Annotated in this window: 21 protein-coding genes; 12 read left to right on the top strand and 9 right to left on the bottom strand. The window is 62.8% G+C overall.

From position 1 onward, the window contains the following. The first annotated feature begins 16 nt into the window (after positions 1–16). The 4 genes from M1D88_RS19365 to M1D88_RS19380 all read left to right on the top strand — a co-directional run bounded on the left by M1D88_RS19365 (position 17) and on the right by M1D88_RS19380 (position 3,935). Positions 17–931: an SRPBCC family protein gene (locus tag M1D88_RS19365; RefSeq protein WP_458112346.1), complete on the top strand. Its 915-nt coding sequence runs from the start codon at positions 17–19 to the stop codon at positions 929–931. 83 nt (positions 932–1,014) lie between these two features. Further along, the gene (locus tag M1D88_RS19370; RefSeq protein ID WP_458112347.1) at positions 1,015–2,409 is read left to right on the top strand and encodes an FAD-binding oxidoreductase; all 1,395 of its coding nucleotides are present in this window, start codon (positions 1,015–1,017) and stop codon (positions 2,407–2,409) included. A gap of 51 nt (positions 2,410–2,460) precedes the next feature. Further along, entirely contained in the window at positions 2,461–3,255 is a 795-nt protein-coding gene (locus tag M1D88_RS19375; protein WP_458112348.1) for a hypothetical protein, read from the top strand. After that, positions 3,252–3,935: a DUF4166 domain-containing protein gene (locus M1D88_RS19380; RefSeq protein WP_458112349.1), complete on the top strand. Its 684-nt coding sequence runs from the start codon at positions 3,252–3,254 to the stop codon at positions 3,933–3,935. The genes M1D88_RS19375 and M1D88_RS19380 overlap by 4 nt, the downstream gene beginning before the upstream one ends. Positions 3,936–3,942: 7 nt before the next feature. Here M1D88_RS19380 and M1D88_RS19385 read toward each other — a convergent pair whose 3' ends face one another. Then, complete coding sequence (locus M1D88_RS19385) at positions 3,943–4,569, bottom strand: DinB family protein (RefSeq protein ID WP_458112350.1); 627 nt, start codon at positions 4,567–4,569, stop codon at positions 3,943–3,945. A gap of 114 nt (positions 4,570–4,683) precedes the next feature. Here M1D88_RS19385 and M1D88_RS19390 point away from each other — a divergent pair, with 114 nt between their 5' ends. Further along, positions 4,684–4,947, top strand: coding sequence for a DUF4235 domain-containing protein (locus M1D88_RS19390; protein ID WP_309106262.1), 264 nt, complete (start codon positions 4,684–4,686; stop codon positions 4,945–4,947). 29 nt (positions 4,948–4,976) lie between these two features. Here M1D88_RS19390 and mnhG read toward each other — a convergent pair whose 3' ends face one another. Genes mnhG through M1D88_RS19420 form a run of 6 tightly spaced genes read right to left on the bottom strand, consistent with a single transcriptional unit; the run spans position 4,977 to position 11,507 of the window. Beyond that, a complete protein-coding gene (gene mnhG, locus M1D88_RS19395; RefSeq protein WP_458112351.1) occupies positions 4,977–5,387 on the bottom strand; it encodes a monovalent cation/H(+) antiporter subunit G in 411 nt (136 codons plus the stop codon). Beyond that, positions 5,377–5,655: a monovalent cation/H+ antiporter complex subunit F gene (locus M1D88_RS19400; RefSeq protein WP_458112352.1), complete on the bottom strand. Its 279-nt coding sequence runs from the start codon at positions 5,653–5,655 to the stop codon at positions 5,377–5,379. Before M1D88_RS19400 ends, mnhG begins: the two co-directional genes overlap by 11 nt. Then, complete coding sequence (locus M1D88_RS19405) at positions 5,652–6,197, bottom strand: Na+/H+ antiporter subunit E (RefSeq protein WP_458112353.1); 546 nt, start codon at positions 6,195–6,197, stop codon at positions 5,652–5,654. The genes M1D88_RS19400 and M1D88_RS19405 overlap by 4 nt, the downstream gene beginning before the upstream one ends. Next, positions 6,194–7,852: a Na+/H+ antiporter subunit D gene (locus M1D88_RS19410; protein ID WP_458112354.1), complete on the bottom strand. Its 1,659-nt coding sequence runs from the start codon at positions 7,850–7,852 to the stop codon at positions 6,194–6,196. The genes M1D88_RS19405 and M1D88_RS19410 overlap by 4 nt, the downstream gene beginning before the upstream one ends. Then, a complete protein-coding gene (locus tag M1D88_RS19415; RefSeq protein WP_458112355.1) occupies positions 7,849–8,451 on the bottom strand; it encodes a Na(+)/H(+) antiporter subunit C in 603 nt (200 codons plus the stop codon). The genes M1D88_RS19410 and M1D88_RS19415 overlap by 4 nt, the downstream gene beginning before the upstream one ends. After that, on the bottom strand, positions 8,448–11,507 hold the full coding sequence (locus tag M1D88_RS19420; protein ID WP_458112356.1) for a Na+/H+ antiporter subunit A: 3,060 nt from the start codon (positions 11,505–11,507) through the stop codon (positions 8,448–8,450). The genes M1D88_RS19415 and M1D88_RS19420 overlap by 4 nt, the downstream gene beginning before the upstream one ends. Before the next feature lie 141 nt (positions 11,508–11,648). Between M1D88_RS19420 and M1D88_RS19425 the strand changes: the two genes are divergently transcribed. From M1D88_RS19425 to M1D88_RS19440, 4 genes are all read left to right on the top strand, one after another. Then, positions 11,649–13,052 carry an MFS transporter gene (locus M1D88_RS19425; protein WP_458112357.1) on the top strand — a complete coding sequence of 468 codons (1,404 nt, stop codon included), beginning with the start codon at positions 11,649–11,651 and terminating at the stop codon, positions 13,050–13,052. Positions 13,053–13,146: 94 nt separating this feature from the next. After that, the gene (locus tag M1D88_RS19430; RefSeq protein WP_458112358.1) at positions 13,147–13,590 is read left to right on the top strand and encodes a Rho termination factor N-terminal domain-containing protein; all 444 of its coding nucleotides are present in this window, start codon (positions 13,147–13,149) and stop codon (positions 13,588–13,590) included. 72 nt (positions 13,591–13,662) lie between these two features. Next, positions 13,663–14,145 carry a cation:proton antiporter regulatory subunit gene (locus M1D88_RS19435; protein ID WP_458112359.1) on the top strand — a complete coding sequence of 161 codons (483 nt, stop codon included), beginning with the start codon at positions 13,663–13,665 and terminating at the stop codon, positions 14,143–14,145. Positions 14,146–14,151: 6 nt separating this feature from the next. After that, complete coding sequence (locus M1D88_RS19440) at positions 14,152–15,339, top strand: cation:proton antiporter (protein ID WP_458112360.1); 1,188 nt, start codon at positions 14,152–14,154, stop codon at positions 15,337–15,339. 39 nt (positions 15,340–15,378) lie between these two features. On the opposite strand, the gene M1D88_RS19445 is transcribed toward M1D88_RS19440, so the two are convergent. Beyond that, entirely contained in the window at positions 15,379–15,591 is a 213-nt protein-coding gene (locus M1D88_RS19445) for a YegP family protein (protein WP_458112361.1), read from the bottom strand. Between the two features lie 865 nt (positions 15,592–16,456). On the opposite strand from M1D88_RS19445, the gene M1D88_RS19450 reads away from it, so the two are divergent. Both M1D88_RS19450 and M1D88_RS19455 read left to right on the top strand, forming a co-directional pair. Next, positions 16,457–16,819, top strand: coding sequence for a PadR family transcriptional regulator (locus tag M1D88_RS19450; protein WP_458112362.1), 363 nt, complete (start codon positions 16,457–16,459; stop codon positions 16,817–16,819). Then, entirely contained in the window at positions 16,816–18,165 is a 1,350-nt protein-coding gene (locus tag M1D88_RS19455; protein ID WP_458112363.1) for a permease prefix domain 1-containing protein, read from the top strand. The genes M1D88_RS19450 and M1D88_RS19455 overlap by 4 nt, the downstream gene beginning before the upstream one ends. A 96-nt stretch (positions 18,166–18,261) precedes the next feature. Here the strand turns inward: M1D88_RS19455 and dcd are convergent, their stop codons facing one another. Further along, positions 18,262–18,846, bottom strand: a complete 585-nt coding sequence (dcd, locus tag M1D88_RS19460; RefSeq protein WP_247046670.1) for a dCTP deaminase — start codon at positions 18,844–18,846, stop codon at positions 18,262–18,264. Positions 18,847–18,927: 81 nt separating this feature from the next. Between dcd and M1D88_RS19465 the strand changes: the two genes are divergently transcribed. Continuing rightward, a complete protein-coding gene (locus tag M1D88_RS19465; RefSeq protein WP_458112364.1) occupies positions 18,928–20,721 on the top strand; it encodes a CAP domain-containing protein in 1,794 nt (597 codons plus the stop codon). The last annotated feature ends 10 nt before the right edge of the window (positions 20,722–20,731 follow it).

Below are 20,731 nucleotides of genomic sequence, written 5' to 3' on the forward strand. Positions count from 1 at the left end.
ATGTAAGGGATGGACCATGAAAATCCTCGCAGCGGTTTCGATGGCGCAACTGCTTGTCCACGTTGCGGGCGCACGGAAGGCGATCCGTGACCGGGTGCCGTATGACACTCCGTCCGGGCGCGGGAAGCCCGAGAACGTCGCCCGGGACATGTGGAACCCTGCCCTAGGCAGCGGGATGGCCGCGCCGTGGCCGGTCCTTGGGGCCCAAGCTATTGGCATCCTGATGCTCTTTGGCAAGCCGCGGCCCTGGGTGGGGAGGGCCTTGGGATGGCTAGGCTTCGGGTACATCTACGGCTACCTGAGTGAGCGCAGCGTCCGGGCATCCTTCCGGCACCCCGATATGAAAACCACTCCCCTGACCGTCCTCGGCACCGTCCTCTCCATTGCCATGGCCCTGTCAGGTCTGTCACGGACTGAACGGTCCGATGACTTCGGCCCTCATGAGCTCGCACGCGACGGCGTGGCTCCGACGCTGAGAGAACACCTCGTGAGAAGGCTCCAACTGGAATCGCGAATTGAGCTTCAGGCTCCGGCTTCAAAGGTCTTCGACTTCGTTGCAGACCACACGAACGCTCCCCAATGGCAAAGCGGCATCGATGAGATACGGCGTATCACGCTGGGTCCTATCGGCGTTGGCACCGAGCATGAATTAACGCGGCGATTCGCAGGGATGAAGGTCGTCGCCCGTAACCGCTTCATTGCATACGAGCCCGGCCGCTTCGTCGCCTTCGAGATTCCCTCGGGCAAGATGACCGGAGTCGCCTCCTATCTGGTCGAGCCCACCGGCGCCAACACCTGTCGGCTCATCAGCAATGTGGATTTCCAAGTGACCGGGCTGGCCCGGTTCGCCATACCCCTTCTGACGCTGATGTTCAAGCGAGACGACGAAAAGGCGCTAGCCAACCTTAGGGCCCTGGTGGAGCACGCCTGAGCCGATGATTGGTCCCCCGATTCCCTCTTGTCAGTTAGTCCGAACGGTGGGAATCTGCTCAGAGAAGAGAGGTCCGTGAGGCTATGGCAGAGAGCACGGAGATCGACAGCGGTGCTGTCGATGAACTACAGACATCCTTTCGGGGTGAACTCCTCCGGCCGGATGATGTTGGTTACGACGCCCATCGCAAGGTGTGGAACGGATCGATTGATCGCTATCCCGCACTCATAGCGCGCTGCACCGGTGTCGCAGATATACGCGCTGCCCTCCGGCTCGCCCGCTCGCAAGACCTGCTGGTCGCCGTGCGGGGAGGCGGTCATAGCTTCCCTGGGCTGTCAGTGTGCGACGACGGCATGCTTATTGATCTCGGTCCCATGAAAGGGATTCGAGTGGACCCCGAGGCCGGAACGGCCCGTGTTCAAGCCGGCGTACTCCTTGGCGAGCTGGATCGCGAGACGCAGGAGTTCGGTCTCGCTGTTCCTTCGGGAATCGTCACCCACACCGGAGTGGCGGGCCTCACGCTGGGCGGCGGCCTCGGGTGGGTCATGCGCAAGTACGGGCTGACGATTGATCAGCTTCTGTCCGTAGATGTGGTCACCGCCGAAGGCGGACTGGTCAGGGCCAGCGAGGATCAGAACGCCGACCTCTTCTGGGGCGTGCGGGGCGGTGGCGGGAACTTCGGCATAGTCACCCAGTTCGAGTTCCGTCTTAACCCTGTGGGCCCCTACGTAATGGCGGGTCCGGTCTTCTGGCCGATGGAAGATGCTCCGGAAGTGCTGCGCTTTTATCGGGACTGGATCGGGGACTGCCCCGACGAGCTTATGACCATCGCGGTGCAGAGAAGGGCGCCGGCGCTGCCGGTCGTCCCGCCTGACCTGGTCGGAAAGCACGTCGTTGCGATCGCAGCCTGCTATGCAGGACAGGTCGAGGAGGGCGAACGGGTCCTGCGACCCCTCAAGGAATTCGGTTCGCCTGTGCTCGATCTTTGCCGGCCAAAACCCTTTCTAGAGCATCAGAAGATGTTCGATCCATCGTTCCCCCACGGCTGGTCCTACTACGTCCGGTCCTGTGACGTCGCAGCGCTGGACGACGACGTCATTGACATCGTCGTCGAGCATGGCATGCGCATCACCTCGCCGATCACCAGCATCGGTCTCTGGCAGATGGGCGGAGCGGTGGGGCGTGTCGGAGACGGTGCCACCGCGTTCAATGGCCGCCAAGCCGGGTTCACCTTCAACATCAACGGCAACAGCATGACCGCCGACGGCTTCGATGCTGAGCGCGAATGGGCCCGCAACTACTGGGCGGCCCTCGAGCCCCACCACACCAGCGTCTACGTCAACTTCCTCATGGAAGAGGGCGAGGAGCGGGTCAGGCAGGCCTACGGTGCCGCCAAGTACGACCGGCTCAAGGCACTCAAGCGCAAGTACGACCCGACGAACTTCTTCAGGCTCAACCAGAACATCAAGCCCGGCTGACGGCGTTACCAGTTGACTCCCTGACACGCTTATGATCCTGAGATGGGGGAAATGCGAAGCAAGGACGTGCCCGCGCGCGGCAAGCAGATTTACGTTGAAATCCTGATCCACGCCCCGATGGAAAGACTTTGGGAGCTGAGCCAGGACCCGGACCTCCATCCGCGCTGGGATCTCCGGTTCTCCAGGATCATCCCGACGGGCCTTGGCAACGACGGGCATTCACAGTTCCGGTATGAGTTCCGGCTGCCGTTTTACGCCATCAGTGGCATCGGCACATCGCTGGGCAATAAAACGACAGCAGGCGGACAGGCGACGTCGGTGCTTAAGTTCTCCACCAGCAACCCTCTCTCGCCGATCGGTCCCGGCTCGGGCTACTGGCGTTACGTACCCGTGGATCAGGGCATCCGCTTCATCACCGGCTACAACTATGCTCCCGGCATGGGCGCCATCGGGCGAACGCTGGACGCACGGTTCATCCGCCCCGGTCTCGGCTGGGCGACATCGTTAAGCTTTGACCGGCTTCGTCTGTGGGCCGAGTCGGGCGTTGATCCGGCCCGGAGCCGCAACGCGTGGTTCCTTGACGCGGCAGCGCGCACCGCCGGCCTCGCCGGAGCGGCGGCGCTCCTTCGCCATGCTGTTGCGGCACGCACGGCTTCCGCTGCGGCACTTGGCGTGACCCTTGGCGCTTTGGCCCTGACGCTGCCCTCCCATCCAACGGTGCCCAAGGCAAAACGCTGCCTTCGTCAGCCACCGGACAGGGGTCCGGCGGAAGCGCCGGCGTCACTGAAGACACTGCCGGAACCGGACCACAGGACCCAGCGACAACTTGAGGGGGCAGGGGTATGACCTCCATCTTCGCGACGGCCCTGGGCCCGGATTTCCACCGGCTGCACCCGATGCTGCAACGGCGCTTCGGCGTGGACCTTGACTTAGGCTATGCCTGCATCGGAAGCGGCAACTTCTCGGAAGTGCGCCGCGGGGCGTGGTGGACTGTTCCTTTCCTCCGCTTCGGCGCTTTCCGGAACATCCTCTTTCCAGACCAGGGGAAGGACATCCCCTTCACCATCGAAAACTACCCCTACGTTGATGGCTTTGGGCGCCCGACTGTGACCTTCGTGCGGACCATGACTGTGAAGCCGGGCAAGAAACGCCGGTTCGATGCCACCATGATCTACAGCGAAGAAACGGGCGGCATTGTGGACTACCTGGGGACGCACCAGCATCTGGCCACAGATCTGAAGCTCGAAGTCCTTCCGGACGGGTCCCTCCACCTGAGGTCCGAAGGGCAGCGCTTCTACGAAGGCAGGCTGGGTTTCACCTTTCCCGCTTTCCTGACGGGGACAGCTGATCTGTTCGAAGCTTATGACGATCAGCGCGGCGTGTTCACCATCCAGATGCAGGTCCGGAACCCTGTCTTCGGTTTCCTGTTCGGTTACCGCGGCGAGTTCACGTGTACCTTTCCGCCTGTGTCAGCGGAGGGGATGCCTGCCCGTCTCAGACCTGTCCGAGAGGAACGGCGGGAGTAGCAGCCTCCTAGCTGGCAGCGTCGTCACGGGCAGTAGCCTCAAGGGCGGCTGCCTCCCGGACAGCAGCCTCACGCGCGGCGGCTTCAAGCCGGACCCGGTGAGTCACCCACTCGTCGCTGCTGCGTACCGAGAGATTCGGATCGCCCGTCCGCTGGCCTGCAGAGCCGTCAATGAGTTCGCGGAGGATATCGGCGTGCCCCAGGTGATGGGCGGTCTCCACGCACATATGGACAAGGATCTGGTGGAGAGTCACCCGGCGTCGTTCTTCCGGCCACCACGGAACCTCACCTGAGGCATCCAGCGGGAGCGCCGCGATGGTGGCATCGGTATGTGCAGCGGCGAAATGGTGCAGCTCGATGATCTCCTCGCGCGTTTCCTCAGGGGCCGCCCACAGATCGGCGTCCGGTTCTGCGTCATCGCTCAGCCAGGGCAGGTCGCGTCCGCTGGGCCGTCCGAAGACCAGCCCGAAGTAGTCCAGTTCAACGCTTGCTACATGCTTGACCAAGCCCAGCAGGTTGGTGCCCGTAGGCGTCATTGGCCTGCGGGCATCGTATTCGCATAAGCCGTCGAGTTTTCCCAGGAGGTTGGCCCTGCGGGTGCTCAGGTACTGGTGCAGAATCCCCTTGTCGTCCATAGCGGGCACTATACAGCGCCCCTCTGTGCCGCCCTTGGCCGAACTCCGTCGACGATGCCGTTAGTCTAGGGGAAGTCCCGTTTCCTCCTGTTTTACTGTTAGGAGCCCCTGGAAATGAGTTTTTTCATCAAGTTGCTTGGTACGGGCATCAGCCTGCTGGCCGGTTATGCCGGGACCAAGGTAGTGGATGCGGCCTGGGAAAAGGTCACCGGCCGGAAGCCTCCCAAGGGCGACAAGGATGACGTACCCACCACGCTCCGCACAGCATTGACGTTTGCGCTGGTCTCCGCGTCGGTCAGCGCCATCATCCAGGTCCTCGCGAACCGCGGAACCCAGCGGGCTATCACCCGTTTCGCCAAGACCCAGGACATCGTTTAGGGCTTGCCAGGCGGGCTGCCGCTCACCGCTCAGGCGGGGTCGTCGCCGTCCTCTGAGGCGAACTCCGCTGTGTCCTTGGCGGCCGCCTTCTGCACCACGGCTTCCAGCTCGTCGGTACTGAGCAGCTCGCGGTGGAGGTGCTTGGTCCGGTAACCTGCCCGGCCCACCATGTGCGCCGAGACCGGAACAGTCAGCAGCTGGAAGATCCAGGCAAGGAGCAGTACCGGCCAGACCCACCATGTCCGCAACTGCAGCCCCACAGCGGCCAGCAGCAGGAAGAGCCCCAGCACCTGGGGTTTGGTGGCGGCGTGCATGCGGCTCATGAGGTCCGGGAAGCGCAGCAGCCCGATGGCAGCCCCCAGCGACATCGCCGCACCCACCACCATAAAGACGGCCGAGACGGCGTCGATCACCGTGTCCACAGTGGTATCAGGAGTCACTGGGCTGCTCCCGCCGGTCGGCCACAAAACGGGCCACAGTGACTGATCCTATGAAGCCGATGACAGAGACGGCCACAACAAGCATCAGGTTGTTCAGGTGCCGGTTGACGGCCATGTCAATGCACAGCGCGGCTCCCAGGATGGCCAGCAGGACGTCCGCAGCAAGCACCCGGTCCAGGAGCGAAGGGCCAACGGCAATCCGGACGATCGCCCCTGCCGCAGCAAGGGACAGGGTCACTGCAGTTATCACCAGAATAAGCTGCATCATGCGCCAACCTCCTGTTTGAGTGCCGCGAGTTCTTCTGCTGTACCCATGATCCGGATCAGTCCGGCTTCCGCCTCTCGGACAGACCTCCGGAACTTGACGACGTCGTCGGCGTTCCGCACGTTCAGGGCGTGGACGTAGAGCGTGGAGGTGGACCTGTCCACTTCCACCACGAGAGAACCGGGGATCAGGGAGATGACGTGACCGGTAGCCGTCACCATGAGGTCAGAGTGGCTGCGCAGGGGGACGGCGACGACGGCGTTGGTCACCTTGGGGCCGCGGGCGACGGCGAGGTAGAAGACCTGGAAACTGGCTGCCGCTACTTTTGCAAGGAACTGCAGCGAAAACGGAATGGCCTGCAGAATGCTGAACCGGCCGCTCAACTCCACCGGAGGAAGGTAAAACATGCGGGCCACGAGCACGGCCAGGACAGCGCCGAACAAGAGGTTTCCAGGGCTGAAGTTTTGCCACAGCGCGCCCCAGACGAACACGAGCCAGACGAGCAGCGGCAGTTCCTGCCGCAGCGACACACGTCGGCGGCTCATTTGTTTGCTCCTGAGAGTGCTGGCTCCGGTGACTCAGCCGCCCCTGAAGCCGGCGGTTCTGAATCAGGCAGGGCAATCGCAGGGACCGGCGCGTTGTCCCCGAGCACGGCCTGGATGTAGGACGTCCTGTCCAGCATGTCCTGCGCGGACTGATCGGCTACCTTGAAGATCGGGCCGGCAAAGACTGTCAGCCCTATGCCCAAAAGCACCAGCGCCATGGTGGAGCCCACCATGGTGCGCGGCAGCAGCACGACGTTCTTGCGCCCGTGCCGCGTTCCAGTGTCCGCGTGCCCGGGAGCCGCGAGGAGCACGGGATCAGGGTGTTCCGCGTCGCTGGGCTTCCGCCAGAAGGCACGGTTCCACACCCTCGCAACGGCCAGCAGCGTGAGAAGGCTTGTGAGCACCCCGCCGATGACCAGGGCGTAGGCGAGGGGCGTGCCCAACTGAACGCCCGCCTGCATCAGGCCCAGCTTGCCGAGGAAGCCTGAAAACGGTGGAATGCCGGCGAGGTTCATGGCCGGAACGAAGAACAGGAGTCCCAGCAGCGGTGACAGCTTGGCCAGGCCGGCCACCCGGTCCATCGAGGAACTCCCGCCACGGCGTTCGATCAGGCCAGTGACGAGGAACAGGCTGGTCTGGATGGTGATGTGGTGCGCTACATAGAACACCGCGGCGCCCAAGCCGGCTACCGAGGACATGGCAAGCCCAAACACCATGTAGCCGATGTGGCTCACCAGCGTAAACGACAGCAGACGCTTGATGTCGCTTTGAGCCAGGGCGCCGAGTATGCCCACCACCATGGTCAGCAGCGCGGCTATCATGAGCGGGGCATTGAGGGTGTCTCCCGGGAAAAGGAGGGTTTCCGTCCGGACGATGGCGTAGACCCCTACCTTGGTCAGCAAGCCGGCAAAGACGGCGGTGACCGGAGCAGGTGCCGTCGGATACGAGTCCGGAAGCCAGAAGGACAGCGGGAACACCGCGGCCTTGATGCCGAAGGCCACCAGGAGCATAACGTGCAGAAGCGTGCGCGTCCCGGGATCGAGTTCGGCAAGTTTGATAGCGAGGTCGGCCATGTTGATGGTGCCTGTGGCCCCGTAGATCATGGCGATGGCGATCAGGAACAGCACGGAGCTCACCACCGACACCACGACGTACGTGACGCCTGCCCGGATCCGGGGGCCGGTTCCGCCGAGGGTCATCAGCACGTAGCTGGCTGTGAGCAGGATTTCGAAGCCCACATAAAGGTTGAAGAGGTCACCCGAGAGGAAGGCGTTGGAGACGCCGGCCACGAGGATCAGGTAGGTGGGGTGGAAAACGGAGAGCGGGGCGTCCTGGTCGCCGTCGGCCATTCCCTGTCCGGTTGCATAGACCAGCACCGCCAGGCTCACCGAGGACGACACCACCAGCATCAGGGATGAGAACTGGTCCACCACCAGCACGATTCCCCACGGCGGGAGCCAGCCCCCAATGTTCACAGCGGCGGTCCCGCCGTTCCAGACGGAGGCCAGCAGGACGCACTCCAGCAACAGCGTGAGGGACAGAAGAGTAATGCTCACCACCCGTTGGGCCCGGGAGTGCCGGATCAGCACGAAGGTGAGGGCAGCTCCCAGGACGGGAAGTACGACGGCGAGCGGCGCAAGGCTGGCAATGTTCACTTTCCGCCTCCTCCCGGTCCGGGGTCGATGTTGGTGGAACCGGGTTTTTCCTCTGCCGCCGCGTCCTCAACCGTCAGCACCGCACTGCCCGCCCGGACAGTGTCATGAGGGTGTGGATCTCCGCTGCCTCTATCGTTGCCCGGGGGCCTGTTGGAGACTGCCCGTCCGTCGGTGCCGAGCATAGTGAGCGGAAACTCAGAGGTTTCCACGGGAACTTCCGCGTCGTCTTCGGCATCGTAGCTGGGGGTTTCGGCGACACGGAGGTCCTCGAGGTCGTCCTGGATCTCGTCCTGCCGGCCCAGCACCCAGGTGCGATAGATGATGCCCAGCATAAAAGCGGTGACGGCAAACGAAATCACAATCGACGTCAGGATCAGCGCCTGCGGTAAGGGGTCGTTGTAGTCACCCGGCGCCGTATCTTTGCTGAAGATCGGCGCCAGCCCGGCGTACCCACCCGTAGTGAGGATGAGCAGGTTGGTGGCGTTAGCCAGGAGCATCAGGCCTAAGAGGACGCGGGTAAGGCTGCGTTCGAGGATCAGGTAAATGCCACAGGCGTACAGCGCACCCATGACTGTGAGCAGCGTCAGGTTTACACTCATGCCTTGCCCTTTGCTGTGGTTTCAGCCGTGGTTCCGTCGGGTTCCTGCTCGGCTGTTGGCTCCGCTGGTTCTTCCTCGAAGTGTTCGTCGATTTCAGCCCCCAGGCTTCGCAGAACGTCCAGGACGAGCCCTACCACCACGATGTAGACGCCGATGTCGAAGATGGTGGAGGTGACAAACTTGATATCGCCAAAGACGGGCAGCCACAGCTCGATAATGGCCGTCTGGAAAACCTGCCCGCCGAGCAGCAGCGGGACAACTCCGGAAGCGGCCGCCGTCGCCAGGCCGGTGCCCAGCAGGGTGCCGGCGCTGATGGGGGTTGCCTCACTGAGTTCGAAACGGCCGCCGGCCAGGTACCTGATGGTCAGGGCGAGGCCCGCCATCAGCCCGCCGGCAAAGCCGCCGCCGGGCAGGTTATGGCCTGCCAGCAACAGGTACAAGGAGAAGATGATCATCGAGTGGAACAGGAGTCGTGTCACCACCTCGAAGATGATGGAGCGGCGTTCGGGGGCGAGCGTCCGGCCGGCAACAAGCCAGGCGTCGCGGGTTGATGCCGCGAATTTGCGGCTCAGTTCCAGGGCCGCGCTGTCACGGGAGTTACGCACGACGCTGGTCCGCCGGCCCACCGTTCCTGCCGCGACCGATGATGACGCTTTGATGCCGTCACCCCGGCCCCGGATGAAGATCAGGCTCGCTACGCCGGTGGCGGCGAGCGCCAATACCGAAATTTCGCCGAAGGTGTCCCAGACCCGGATGTCAACGAGCGTGACGTTGACCGTGTTCAAACCGCCACCGCCTTCGTACGCCAGTCTCGGGAAGGCAAGCGAGACCGGCTCGGCGATTCGGGCACCCATGGCATAGATGCCCACGAAGATCATGGTGATTCCAAAACCGATACCGATGATCACGCGGGTAATCCTGTACTTGCCTCCCGTTCTGTCCCGCAGCTCAGCCGGCAGGCTGCGCATGGCAAGGACGAAGGCAACCAGGATGATGGTTTCCACCAGCATCTGCGTCAGGGCAAGGTCCGGAGCGCCCTGGAGTGCGAACATCAGTGCGATTCCATAGCCCGTGACGGACACCATGAGCACGGCCAGGAAGCGCTTGTTAGCCTTCACCGCGGCCAGCGCTCCGATCACGATCCCCGCGCCCACCACTATCTGCAGCGGTGAGTTGGGGTCGATGAAATACAAGTCACCGGGCAGTGGTTTGTTGGCCGCGACGAGAGCGGCCAGCGGCAGGACAAACGCTACAGACAGAATGACGGCGAGGTAAAAATACAGTGATCCTCGCTGGGTGCGCCCGGTGACCCAGACTGCAACGTCGTCCAGTGCGCCGATGGTCAGCTGGTAGGAGCGGTCGCCGTCGATCCAGCCCGGGACCCTCTCCTGAAGACGGGAGAGGGCGGCGCGCCAGCGGAACATGGCCCAGCCGAGCACAAAGGTGACTCCCGTGAGGCCCAACGCCAGCGTGAAACCGTGCCAGAGCGCAAGGTGGCCTGCCTCGCCGGCCACACTGCCGCCGTCGGCTCCTCCTCCGTCTACGCTGCCGGTACCGAAAAGGGCCGCGTAAGGCTGCAGCCATCCGTCAACGGGCACAGGCCAGAGGCCGTACGCGATCGTCAGCAGGCTCAACACTGCAGGTGCCGCCAGGAACGATGGCCTGATGGGCTTGAACTGTGTGCGTTCAACGCCCGGCTTGGTGGCGAAGGCTCCCCACATAAAGCGCGCGCTATAGGCGAACGTCAGGACCGAGCCCAGCACCAGCCCGATCAGCACCACATAACCCCAGACCGGCGATTGCCCGGCGCCTGGCGTTGCAGCGTGGTGCACGAACGCCACGAACACTGACTCCTTGGCGACAAATCCCGCCAGTGGCGGCACTCCCGCCATGGACGCGGCGGCCACGGCAGCCACAATGCCCAGGGCGCGGGATGAGCTGAAAACACCGGAGAGTTTGTTGATGTCCCGCGTACCTGATTGGTGGTCGATAATGCCCACCACCAGGAACAGCGTGGCCTTGAACAGCCCGTGGGCCAGCAGCAAAGCGAGTCCCGCCAGGGCGGCATCCGGCTTGCCCAGGCCCACCACCATGATCAGGAAGCCGAGCTGGCTGACGGTGCCGTAGGCCAGGATGAGCTTGATGTCGGTCTGCCGCAGCGCCCGGTAGCCGCCTACCAGCATCGTGGCCAGGCCCAGCCCCAGCACCAGCGGCAGCCAAAAGCTTGTTTCCGCGAAGCCCGGAGCCAGCCGGGCCACCAGATAAACGCCGGCCTTGACCATTGCGGCTGCATGCAGATAAGCACTCACCGGCGTCGGGGCCGCCATGGCTCCGGGGAGCCAGAAGTGGAAAGGGACCAGAGCGGACTTTGTCACCGCGCCAACCAGGATAAGTACGACGGCGGCACTGACCGCCCCGGCGGCGTTCCCTGTTATCAGTGCCGGAGCCTGCTCCAGGATGGCTGAAATCCGGTACGTGCCGGCGCTGTGGCCAAGGATGATCAAGCCAACCAGCATGCTCAAGCCGCCGGCCGTGGTGACCACGAGGGCCTGGAGGGCAGAGCGGCGGGCGGACAGCCTGGTCCTGGCGTAACCGATCAGCAAATACGACAGGACAGTGGTGAGCTCCCAGAAAATGAACATCAGCAGCAGGTCATCGGCAGTGACCAGGCCGAACATTGCGCCGGCGAATGCCAGCAGTTGGGCCCCGAAGCCGCCCAGATCGCTGTCCTTGTCCTTGAAATAGCGGGCGCAGTACACGAGCACCAGCGATCCGATTCCAAGGACCAACAGCGACATCACCCACGCCAGGGCGTCCAGCCGGAAGGCCAGTTCAAGCTTGAGCTCAGGGATCCAGGGAATCACCTCGACGGCGGCCCCTGGTTGCGCCGCTTGTCCGGCGGACGCCGAGTACACCGAAGCATGCTGGAGGATCAGCCAGAGGAACGATGCGGCGGGAACCAGGGCCAACGCGTAGAACGAATTCCTGCCGAATTTCCCGAACAAAAAGGGCGCCAGTGCAGCCACCGCAAAATGCACGGCAAGGACTGTAATCACTGGTATCTCCGCAACGTCAGGAATTCGATTATCAAAGGTTGGAGCTGGCGGTCAATAGTCGGGTTCAGCGGGTCCAGTTTACCAAGCGGGCGCACCCGTTCCTGACCCCGATTCCGGCTGAAGGGGCGATAGCATCGGGTCATGAACTCCGCCACCGCGTCTGAGGCCCAACTGCCGCCGTCGGAACTTGAGACCGGAAGTCAGGCGGCCAGTAAGGGCCAGATCCTGGCCTGGGCTTCCTGGGATTGGGGCTCAGCGGCTTTCAACGCGATCATGACCACCTTTGTGTTCACTGTTTATCTCACCTCCGATGCCTTTGGCGGAGAAGATCAGGCCTCGGCTGTCCTCGGCGGGGCATTGGCGGTCGCCGGTCTGGCCATTGCACTGTTGGCGCCTGTTACGGGGCAACGCTCCGACATCGGCGGCCGGCGGAAGCTTTGGCTGGGCGTCAACACGGGCGTCGTAGCGCTTTTGACCGCTATGTGCTTTTTGGTGTTTCCCCGGCCGGAGTTCCTGCTCCTCGGCGTCACCCTGATTGCGCTGGGCAACGTGTTCTTTGAATTTGCCGGGGTGAACTACAACGCCATGCTGGCCCAGATCTCCAATCCCCGGAACATCGGCAAGGTCAGTGGCTTCGGCTGGGGCATGGGTTATCTTGGCGGGATCGTGGCGCTGCTGGTTGTGCTGCAACTGTTCGTCCAACCCAGCTTCGACTGGTTCGGGGCCTCGACCGAGGATGGCTTCAACATCCGCCTCGTGGCAGTCTTTTCCGCTTTGTGGTTCTTTATCTTCGCTCTCCCCGTGCTGTTTGCCGTTCCCGAGCTCCCCCGGCCAGCAAGCGCGGCGAGGCTCGGCTTCCTCGCCTCCTACGGGCTGCTGATCCGGCGGATCACGGCCATTTACCGGACGAGTCCGCACACGATCTATTTTCTTCTTGCCAGTGCCATCTTCCGCGATGGTCTCGCCGCCGTCTTTACGTTCGGGGGAATCATCGCTGCGGGCACCTTCGGGTTCGAGCTGAAGGACGTGATCTTTTTCGCCATCTTTGGAAACGTGGTGGCGGCTGTGGGGGCCATGATCGGAGGGTTCCTGGATGACCGCGTGGGTCCCAAAGCAGTGATCCTTGGCTCGCTGGTGGGGCTCTTGATCGCCGGTACCGTCATCCTTGTCCTGGGAAACGGCGACTACGTCTTCTTCGGCATTCCCTGGGCGGGTGCCACCACCTTCTGGGTCTTCGGCCTGTTCCTGTGTTTGTTCGTTGGCCCGGCCCAGTCATCATCCCGCGCTTACCTAGCCAGGCTTGCACCGGATGGCGAGTCTGGTGAGCTTTTTGGCCTATATGCCACCACGGGCCGCGCTGTTAGCTTCCTAGCGCCCACGCTCTTCACTCTCTGCATCGCGTTGGCCGCCCCCTTGGTCGCCGAGGGTGAGGCCCAGCGTTGGGGAATCCTGGGCATTATGGTGGTGCTGCTGGCCGGGCTCCTGGTCCTGCTGCCGGTCAAACCGCCAGGCAAGGCAGAGATAGCGGTGGTTCCTTCGGCATAGCAAAAAGTTCTCTTGACAGTCTGCCCCGCTTGATGCCCACTTAATAAGTAACCTTACTATTTGAGTGGAATTCAGACCGGAAAGGATCACTACAGTGGCAGACAAAGCGGACAAGCAGATGCAAGACCAACGAGGAAGCGAGGGGGACTTGGGCGCCGGACCGGACGACGGCAAGGTCCGCAAGGGGCCGGGTTCATCCGATTCGCTGAAGTACTCCCAGGAAGTCACCTCACCGGAGGATGAGCCGGAGCGCGAGGGCAGAAGCCTCGTTACGACGCATCATGAAGTCATCAGGCAGTGGGCAGAAGAGCGCGACGGTGTTCCGGCCACCGTTGAAGGAACGGAACACGGCGACCACCTTGGAGTGCTCCGCATCGATTTTGGCGGCGATGACGACAAGCTCCGCCATGTCAGCTGGGAGGAGTGGTTCAAGACCTTCGATGAACGAGGCCTGAATTTCATCTACCAGGAACAGCGAAGCGACGGCACCCAGTCCAACTTCTTCAGGCTCGAGAACCCACAACGGGAGGACGCTTAGCTCGTCGCGTATTCTCCGGAATCGTCTTCCGCTTCAGCCCCGAAGCACCCTTCGGAGCACTAGGCTGGACCCATGAACGTGGATGAGACAGACCTCCCCGGCCTTGGCAGGCGCAAGGACTTTATGACGGCATCTGGGCGTCGGGTCGGCGTCGTGGAGTACCGGGAGGGCCAGAGCGAACTGATCGTTTCGACTTGGGACGATCCTGACACATGCCAGGCGTCCATTCCCCTCACAGCTGACGAGGCTGCAACGCTCGGTAATCTGCTGGGAGGGCAGCACCTTGCCATGCAGCTTTCTGAAGCCCACCGTGAAATCCCGGGGATCGTTACACGGCAGTTTTCCATCGCCTCAGGTTCGCCCTTCGAGAACCAGCCGATGGGTAAGGCATGCATCCGCACCCGAAGCGGTGTTTCCATTGTGGCCATCATGCGCGAAGGCGAGGTGGTCCCCTCCCCTGGGCCCGACGTCGTACTCCACCGGGGGGATCTCCTCGTTGCCGTAGGCACTCAGGAAGGCCTCGATACAGCGGCCGACATTCTGCGCAACGGATAAGCGGCAATGGATCCGCTGGCACTGACCCTCATCGAACTGGGGGCCGTTGTGTTCTGCCTTGGCCTGTTGGCCAGGCTGGCTGAACGGATCGGAATGTCACCCATACCGCTCTATCTCGTGGGTGGATTGTTTTTCGGTGCTGGCGGCTTCATGGAGTTCAAAGGGATTCAGGAGTTCGCCCATATCTCGGGGGAGATCGGTGTCATTCTCCTGCTGCTGATGCTCGGGCTGGAATACACTGCTACTGAACTTGTCACCGGCCTGCGACGATCCTGGCAGGCAGGTGTGCTGGACCTCATCCTGAATTTCCTGCCCGGAGCAGGGCTGGCCATCCTTCTTGGGTGGGGCCTCGTCGGCGCGATGGTGATGGGCGGAGTGACCTACATTTCGTCTTCGGGGATTGCCGCCAAGGTCATCACTGATCTGGGCCGCGTGGGTAACCGTGAAACGCCCACCATCTTGTCCATTCTTGTGTTCGAGGACCTGGCGATGGCCCTATACCTTCCCATCCTGACGGCGATCCTCGCCGGGGTCAGCTTCCTGGGCGGGCTTCAGACCGTGGGGATTTCCTTGGCCGTGGTCACCGTGGTGCTGATGGTGGCGCTGCGGCACGGCCACAGGGTTTCCCAGGCGGTGCACAGCGAAAACTCTGAAGTCTTCCTGCTGAACCTGCTGGGTGCCGCCTTGTTGGTCGCCGGTGTGGCGTCAGCCCTTCAGGTCTCCGCCGCGGTGGGGGCCTTTATGCTCGGCATCGCGATCTCCGGGGTGACTGCCCACAACGCCACCCGCATCCTGGAGCCGTTGCGGGATCTTTTCGCCGCCATCTTTTTTGTGGCCTTCGGCTTGAACACGGACCCCGCGTCAATTCCGCCGGTCATCGGCTGGGCTCTTGCCCTCGCGCTGCTCACGGCCATCACAAAAATGGGCACCGGGATCTGGGCTGCCAAAAGGGTGGGAATCGCGGTTCCCGGCCGTTTCCGTGCCGGCGCCACGCTGATTGCCCGTGGCGAATTTTCAATCGTCATCGCCGGTCTCGCCGTGGCTTCAGGTGCCGTGCAGTCTGAGCTGGCGGCGTTGGCCACTGCCTACGTCCTGATCATGGCCATCATGGGTCCACTCGCGGCCAAGTACATCGAACCGCTGGTCCGGGCATTGCGCCGCCCGGCAAAACCCCAACCGGCGGGAGTGGCCTGAGGAAGCTGCCGGGCACCGCCGCTACAACGACGCAGGCAGTTATGCAGCCTTTGATCCAGCCTCTGGGGATGCTTCGCAAAGATCCTTGATCAGCCCCATTCCGGCATATTCGCGAACGGCACGAATTCCCTGGACCGCGGAGGCCTTGTCCGGGAACTGCCCGGACACCGCCACGATGGCCCCATTCGGAGCTTTGATTCTGAACCCGTAGGACGTGTTGCCATCAATAAAAAGTTCGAATGTTCCGGACATGATTACCCCTATATTTCAACCGAGGGATCTAACCTCGGGGCTGTGTCACTAACGAAACGCGACGCTGCATCCCGGCTGCCCAGCCATGCCATTCTTAAAATGTAAGGGCGAAACCGTTTACTTGCGAGTAGGTAATTCAAGGCGCCCAGAGTCTGACGTTGCACCAAAGCATGGATGGCCATTGACCCGGCGTCTGCGGTCCACTTACGCTGCGCAAGCAGTCGCTGGGGCTGCGCAAAAAAAATGAACAGGGAGGCACCTTCGTGCTTGGAAGAATCATGCGTTTGGCGATTTATGGGGTGGGCGTAGCGGCGCTATTGACAGCGGGAGCAACGCCTGCGAGCGCGGCCAGCACGGAAGGCAGCACCACAACAACCTTTGATCGGTGCGTCAGCCAGGAGGAGTTTCAGACCACCTACTGCATGTCGGGGACAGAACGACGCATCGAAGTCCACACGCCGGCAGGCGTCGTCGTCATACGGGGCGAAGGCGACTTTTCGAGTACAACAACCTACCCGGGCGGGGAAACCTCTTCCGAGGGTACTCGCAGGTATGTGACCGTCTGGGGCTCGTCTATCCAGGGACCAGATGGAGTCATGTACTTCGATCGCAAGGTCGTTAGCTCGCACGGGTTAACTACATTGACCACTCCGGACGGGATGACCTGCACCTTCGACATGAGTTACGTCATAGCAAATGAAACGGGCGGATACGACCACCGATCGATGACCTGCACGGCACCATAGCCATCCTCACAAAAGGCCCGCGCTGCTCCCTAGCAGCCGGGCCTTTTGCTGGGATCCAACTTCCCTATACCTAGAGCTGCTATGTTTGATACCCTTCACATCTAGGTATAGGAGGCGCCGTGCGCATTGATAAGGATCTGGTCGCTGCTTCGGCCACCCCGCTTGTGCTGGGGATCCTGTCCGACGGCGATCTGTACGGCTATGCGATCCTCAAGCGCGTCAGTGAGTTGTCAGGCGGAGGCATGCAATGGACCGACGGGATGCTCTATCCGCTGCTGCACCGGCTCGAGCGGCTCGGGTACGTTTCGTCGTCGTGGGGTACCTCCGAGGCGGGGCGCCGACGCAAGCATTACGCAATCACACCAGCCGGCCGCGACGCACTTGCCGAGCGGCAGCAGCAGTGGACCGTTGTCGCTGACGCCCTCCGGCAGGTGTGGCGGAGCGACCAAGGGTCCTCTGCCCCGATGGAAGGCTGGGCATGATGGAGCCGCACGCTGAGCTGGAGGCACAAATTGACCGGTGGCGCGGGTACGTTCAGCGGAGCCAGGCCATCTCCCCCGCCGACGTCGACGAACTGGAGGACCATCTGCGCGAGCAGATAGCCGACAGGCAAGCGACCGGCCTTGACGACGACGAGGCCTTCCTCGTCGCCATCAAACGCCTGGGCAACCTCGACGCAGTTTCGCTGGAGTTTGCCCGCGAACACTCCGAGCGGCTGTGGAAGCAGCTTGTCCTGGTGCCTGAGGGTTCCGACGGCGGTACGCCACCATGGCGGGAGCTGGCGATCGTCCTCGCACTGGCCGTCGGCGCTGGCATCGCGGTTAAGGCCGGCTTTGGATTGATCGGCGACGGCACAGCGCTGACCCGAAACCTCGGCCTCCTCGTCTTCCCGTTCCTCGCAGGGTACTTCGCGTGGAAGCGCCGCCTGACAAGCAAGGTGGCGGCCATGCTGCTCATACCGTTCGCCGCCCTCGTGGTTGTGCTTAACGTCTACCCCTTGGCCGCTGGCGGTTCCACCGAGGTGCTTGCCGCATTACACGCACCGGTGATTCTGTGGCTGCTGGCGGGAGTGGCGTACGTCGGAGGTAGGTGGGGCTCGGACAAGGGGCGTATGGACTTTGTCCGTTTTACCGGCGAACTGGCGATCTACTACACCCTGATTGGGCTCGGCGGTGCAGTTCTGATTGCGCTTACACTCGCAACGCTTCAGGTGGTTGGAGTGGACTTCGAACCGGTCCTGGAAGACTGGATCCTGCCCTTCGCAGTGCCCGGCGCCCTCGTTGTCGCAACCTGGCTCGTCGAGGCCAAGCAGCAAGTCGTCGAAAACATCGCCCCGGTCCTCACACGCATTTTCACACCCCTGACTGTCGTCATGCTCCTGGTCCTTCTGGCCGTGATTGCTACCACGGGCGGATTCGTGGACATCGACCGCAACCTGCTGATCCTCATGGACGCGATCCTCGTGCTGGTCCTGTGCTTGCTGCTCTACTCGATTTCCGCCCGTGACTCCCTCACGCCTCCCGGACTGTTCGACGCCCTGCAGTTGGTCCTCGTCGTCGCGGCCCTGGCAGTCGACGCCGCGATGCTCACGGCAATGCTCGCCCGTATTGCCGAATTCGGCTACAGCCCCAACAAGATCGCAGCCCTGGGCCTGAACCTTCTGCTGCTGGTGCACCTGTTGCGGGCGGCTTGGCTCGCCGTCGGATTCCTGCGGGGGCGGCGTCCGTTTGCAGCGTTGGAGCGCTGGCAAACACAGTACCTGCCGGTTTACGGCGCCTGGGCCGCCGCCGTCGTCGTCATCTTCCCGCCGATCTTTGGCTTCCTCTAGCAGGCACCCACGGCACTATCGTCGCTACAAAAGCCGCAGGTGCGAAGGCCCTGATCGGGTAGAGCACCCTTCCCCATGGAGCCCCGACGGCAGAAATCAGGGTGCCTGGATGTCCGTCAGATGGAAGTTCTGGTGGCTCCGGCTGGCGGTAGGTCCGCGCTGGCCCTGGTAGCGGTTGCCATACTCCCCTGCGCCGTAGGGGTACTCGGCGGCGGACGTGAGCCGGAAGAAGCAGAGCTGCCCGATCTTCATGCCCGGCCACAGCTTGATGGGAAGGGTGGCCATGTTCGACAGTTCCAGCGTAACGTGCCCGGAGAATCCCGGATCGATGAATCCGGCCGTGGAGTGCGTCAGCAGCCCCAGCCTGCCCAGCGAAGATTTTCCTTCCAGCCTCGCCGCGATGTCATCCGGGAGAGTGACCGTCTCATAGGTTGAACCCAGCACGAACTCCCCCGGGTGAAGGATGAACGGCTCGCCGCGGTCCACTTCCACCAGACGCGTGAGCTCCGGCTGTTCCTCCGCGGGATCGATGTGCGCGTATTTGTGGTTGTCGAACAACCGGAAAAACCGGTCAATCCTGACGTCCACTGAGGACGGCTGGACCATCACGGGGTCGAACGGTTCCAGCACAATCCGTTGGGAGTCTATTTCGGCGCGTATATCGCGGTCAGAGATCAGCACAGCTCAAAAATACCGTATGCACTGTTCCCTGCGCTCTCTCAGGGCTAGTCTGGCCTCCTACGCACGCCGCAGAGGGGTGGGATGCGGCATGAGGGGAACTGGGGTCTGGTCTTGAAGAAACTTGCTGCGCCCGCTGTTGTTGCCATGTTCTCGGCCCTGGCCCTGATGGGTCCCGTTCTGATGGGTCCCGTTCTGACGGGTCCGGCCGCCGGCCCGCTAACTGCCGGCCCAGCGTCCTCCAGTTCCGGCCTGAGCACAGCCCCTCGCCCCATATCGTCCACGGATGGTTCGGAAGTCCCTTTGAAGATGCCCGACGACGACGCACGGCAGCTGGCCATCTCGCCGCCATCAGGCCTCACCCAAGCAGTTGACCCCACTGAGGTTGCCCCCGTCATTGCACCAGCCGCTAAGCGTTTGCCTGTGCTTGAGCCCAGGCCTGCGCTCGCGCCTGGAACTGCGTCCACGCCGCCGGAACCGCCGCTCATTCCGCCGTTGTCCGCATCGCCGTCGGACCTTAAAGAGCTTTCCGGGCGGACGCCCAGTGCCGATGTCCCTGGTACATCAGGCACCACGCCCGGAACCATGACCCCCGAAGCGCTGATCCGGGACGACAACTCCGCCCACATCAGGGAGGTGTTCTCAGCCATCAACAGCTACCGGAACTCCCTGGGGCTCGCGTCCGTCAAGTACCACCCCACTGTCGCCGGCATGGCCCAGGAGTGGTCCGACAATATCGCGGCCCGCGAGGTGATCGAACACCGGGCCAACTTCTGGACCGATCCGCGGGCCATGAATCCAACCAACGGCGCCGGTGAGATCATCGCCGTCCGGTGGGACAGGAACGCAGCACAGCTCGTGGAGATGTGGAAAGGCTCCGCGCCCCACGACGCCATCATGAAAGACCCGCGATTCAATGTGATCGGCATTGGCATCACATTCACGGATGGCAACTGGCAGACCACGCCCAACCGCTACACCATGTGGGGAGTCGTCAATTTCTTCGGCTACAACTCCCTCCCCGCCGGAACCATCAACCAACCCGGCGGCAGCGCAGCCATCCCGCCCGCGCCGGCCACCATGTGCGATCCCCAGGTAAGGCACATGCCGCCCACCGTGGATCTCTCGGCGGCAGCAATAAAGAGTGCAGGAGACCTCGTCTCAGTGGACCCGGCGGGGCAGCTTCTGAACCGGCCATCGTTGGGAAACCGGGGGTACGGCGCCCAACAGGTGATCGGCTCCGGCTTCGCCTCAGCGAAGGAATTATTTGTCATCGACTGGCAGAAGGACGGGGTTTTTGACGTCCTGACTCAGTGGGGCGACGGCCGTATTACCCTGCACCAAGGCATTTCCGGCGGAGGCTTTATGCCATTGGTGACCCTGGGTCAGTCCGGCTGGGCAACCATGACCCTCGCCGTCGGGGAATGGTGTGCCAACAACCGCCTGCCCCAGTTGCTGGCACTGGACCCTTCGGGAAATCTGTGGCTTTACCCAAACCGTGGGACAGGCGACCACACCGCTCGGACCCAGATCGCAGTGAGCATCGCTGCCACTCGGCTGGCTATGGTGGATTATGACGACGACGGGTTCCAGGATGTGTTGGCGCGGCGGAGTGACGGAAACGTGGTGCTCTATCGAGGAACCGGCAGCACAACGCCGAGAACCGAATCGCGCCCGGTTGTGGCCACAGGGTGGAGCGATGTGACAGCCATCCGAGCACTGCGGGATGTCACGGGCCTCAGTTCAACAGGGCTGGCGCTGCGGCGCTCCGGTGGCAGTCTGGGCGATTCGGTCCAGTACTGGGATCTCACCGGTGGCGGCCTCAATTCGCCCAGCACTGTTGCCGGTCCCTGGACAGGGCTCAGGCTGGCGCAGTAGAGCGTGTCCG

It is taken from the genome of Arthrobacter sp. R1-13, from assembly GCF_054161475.1.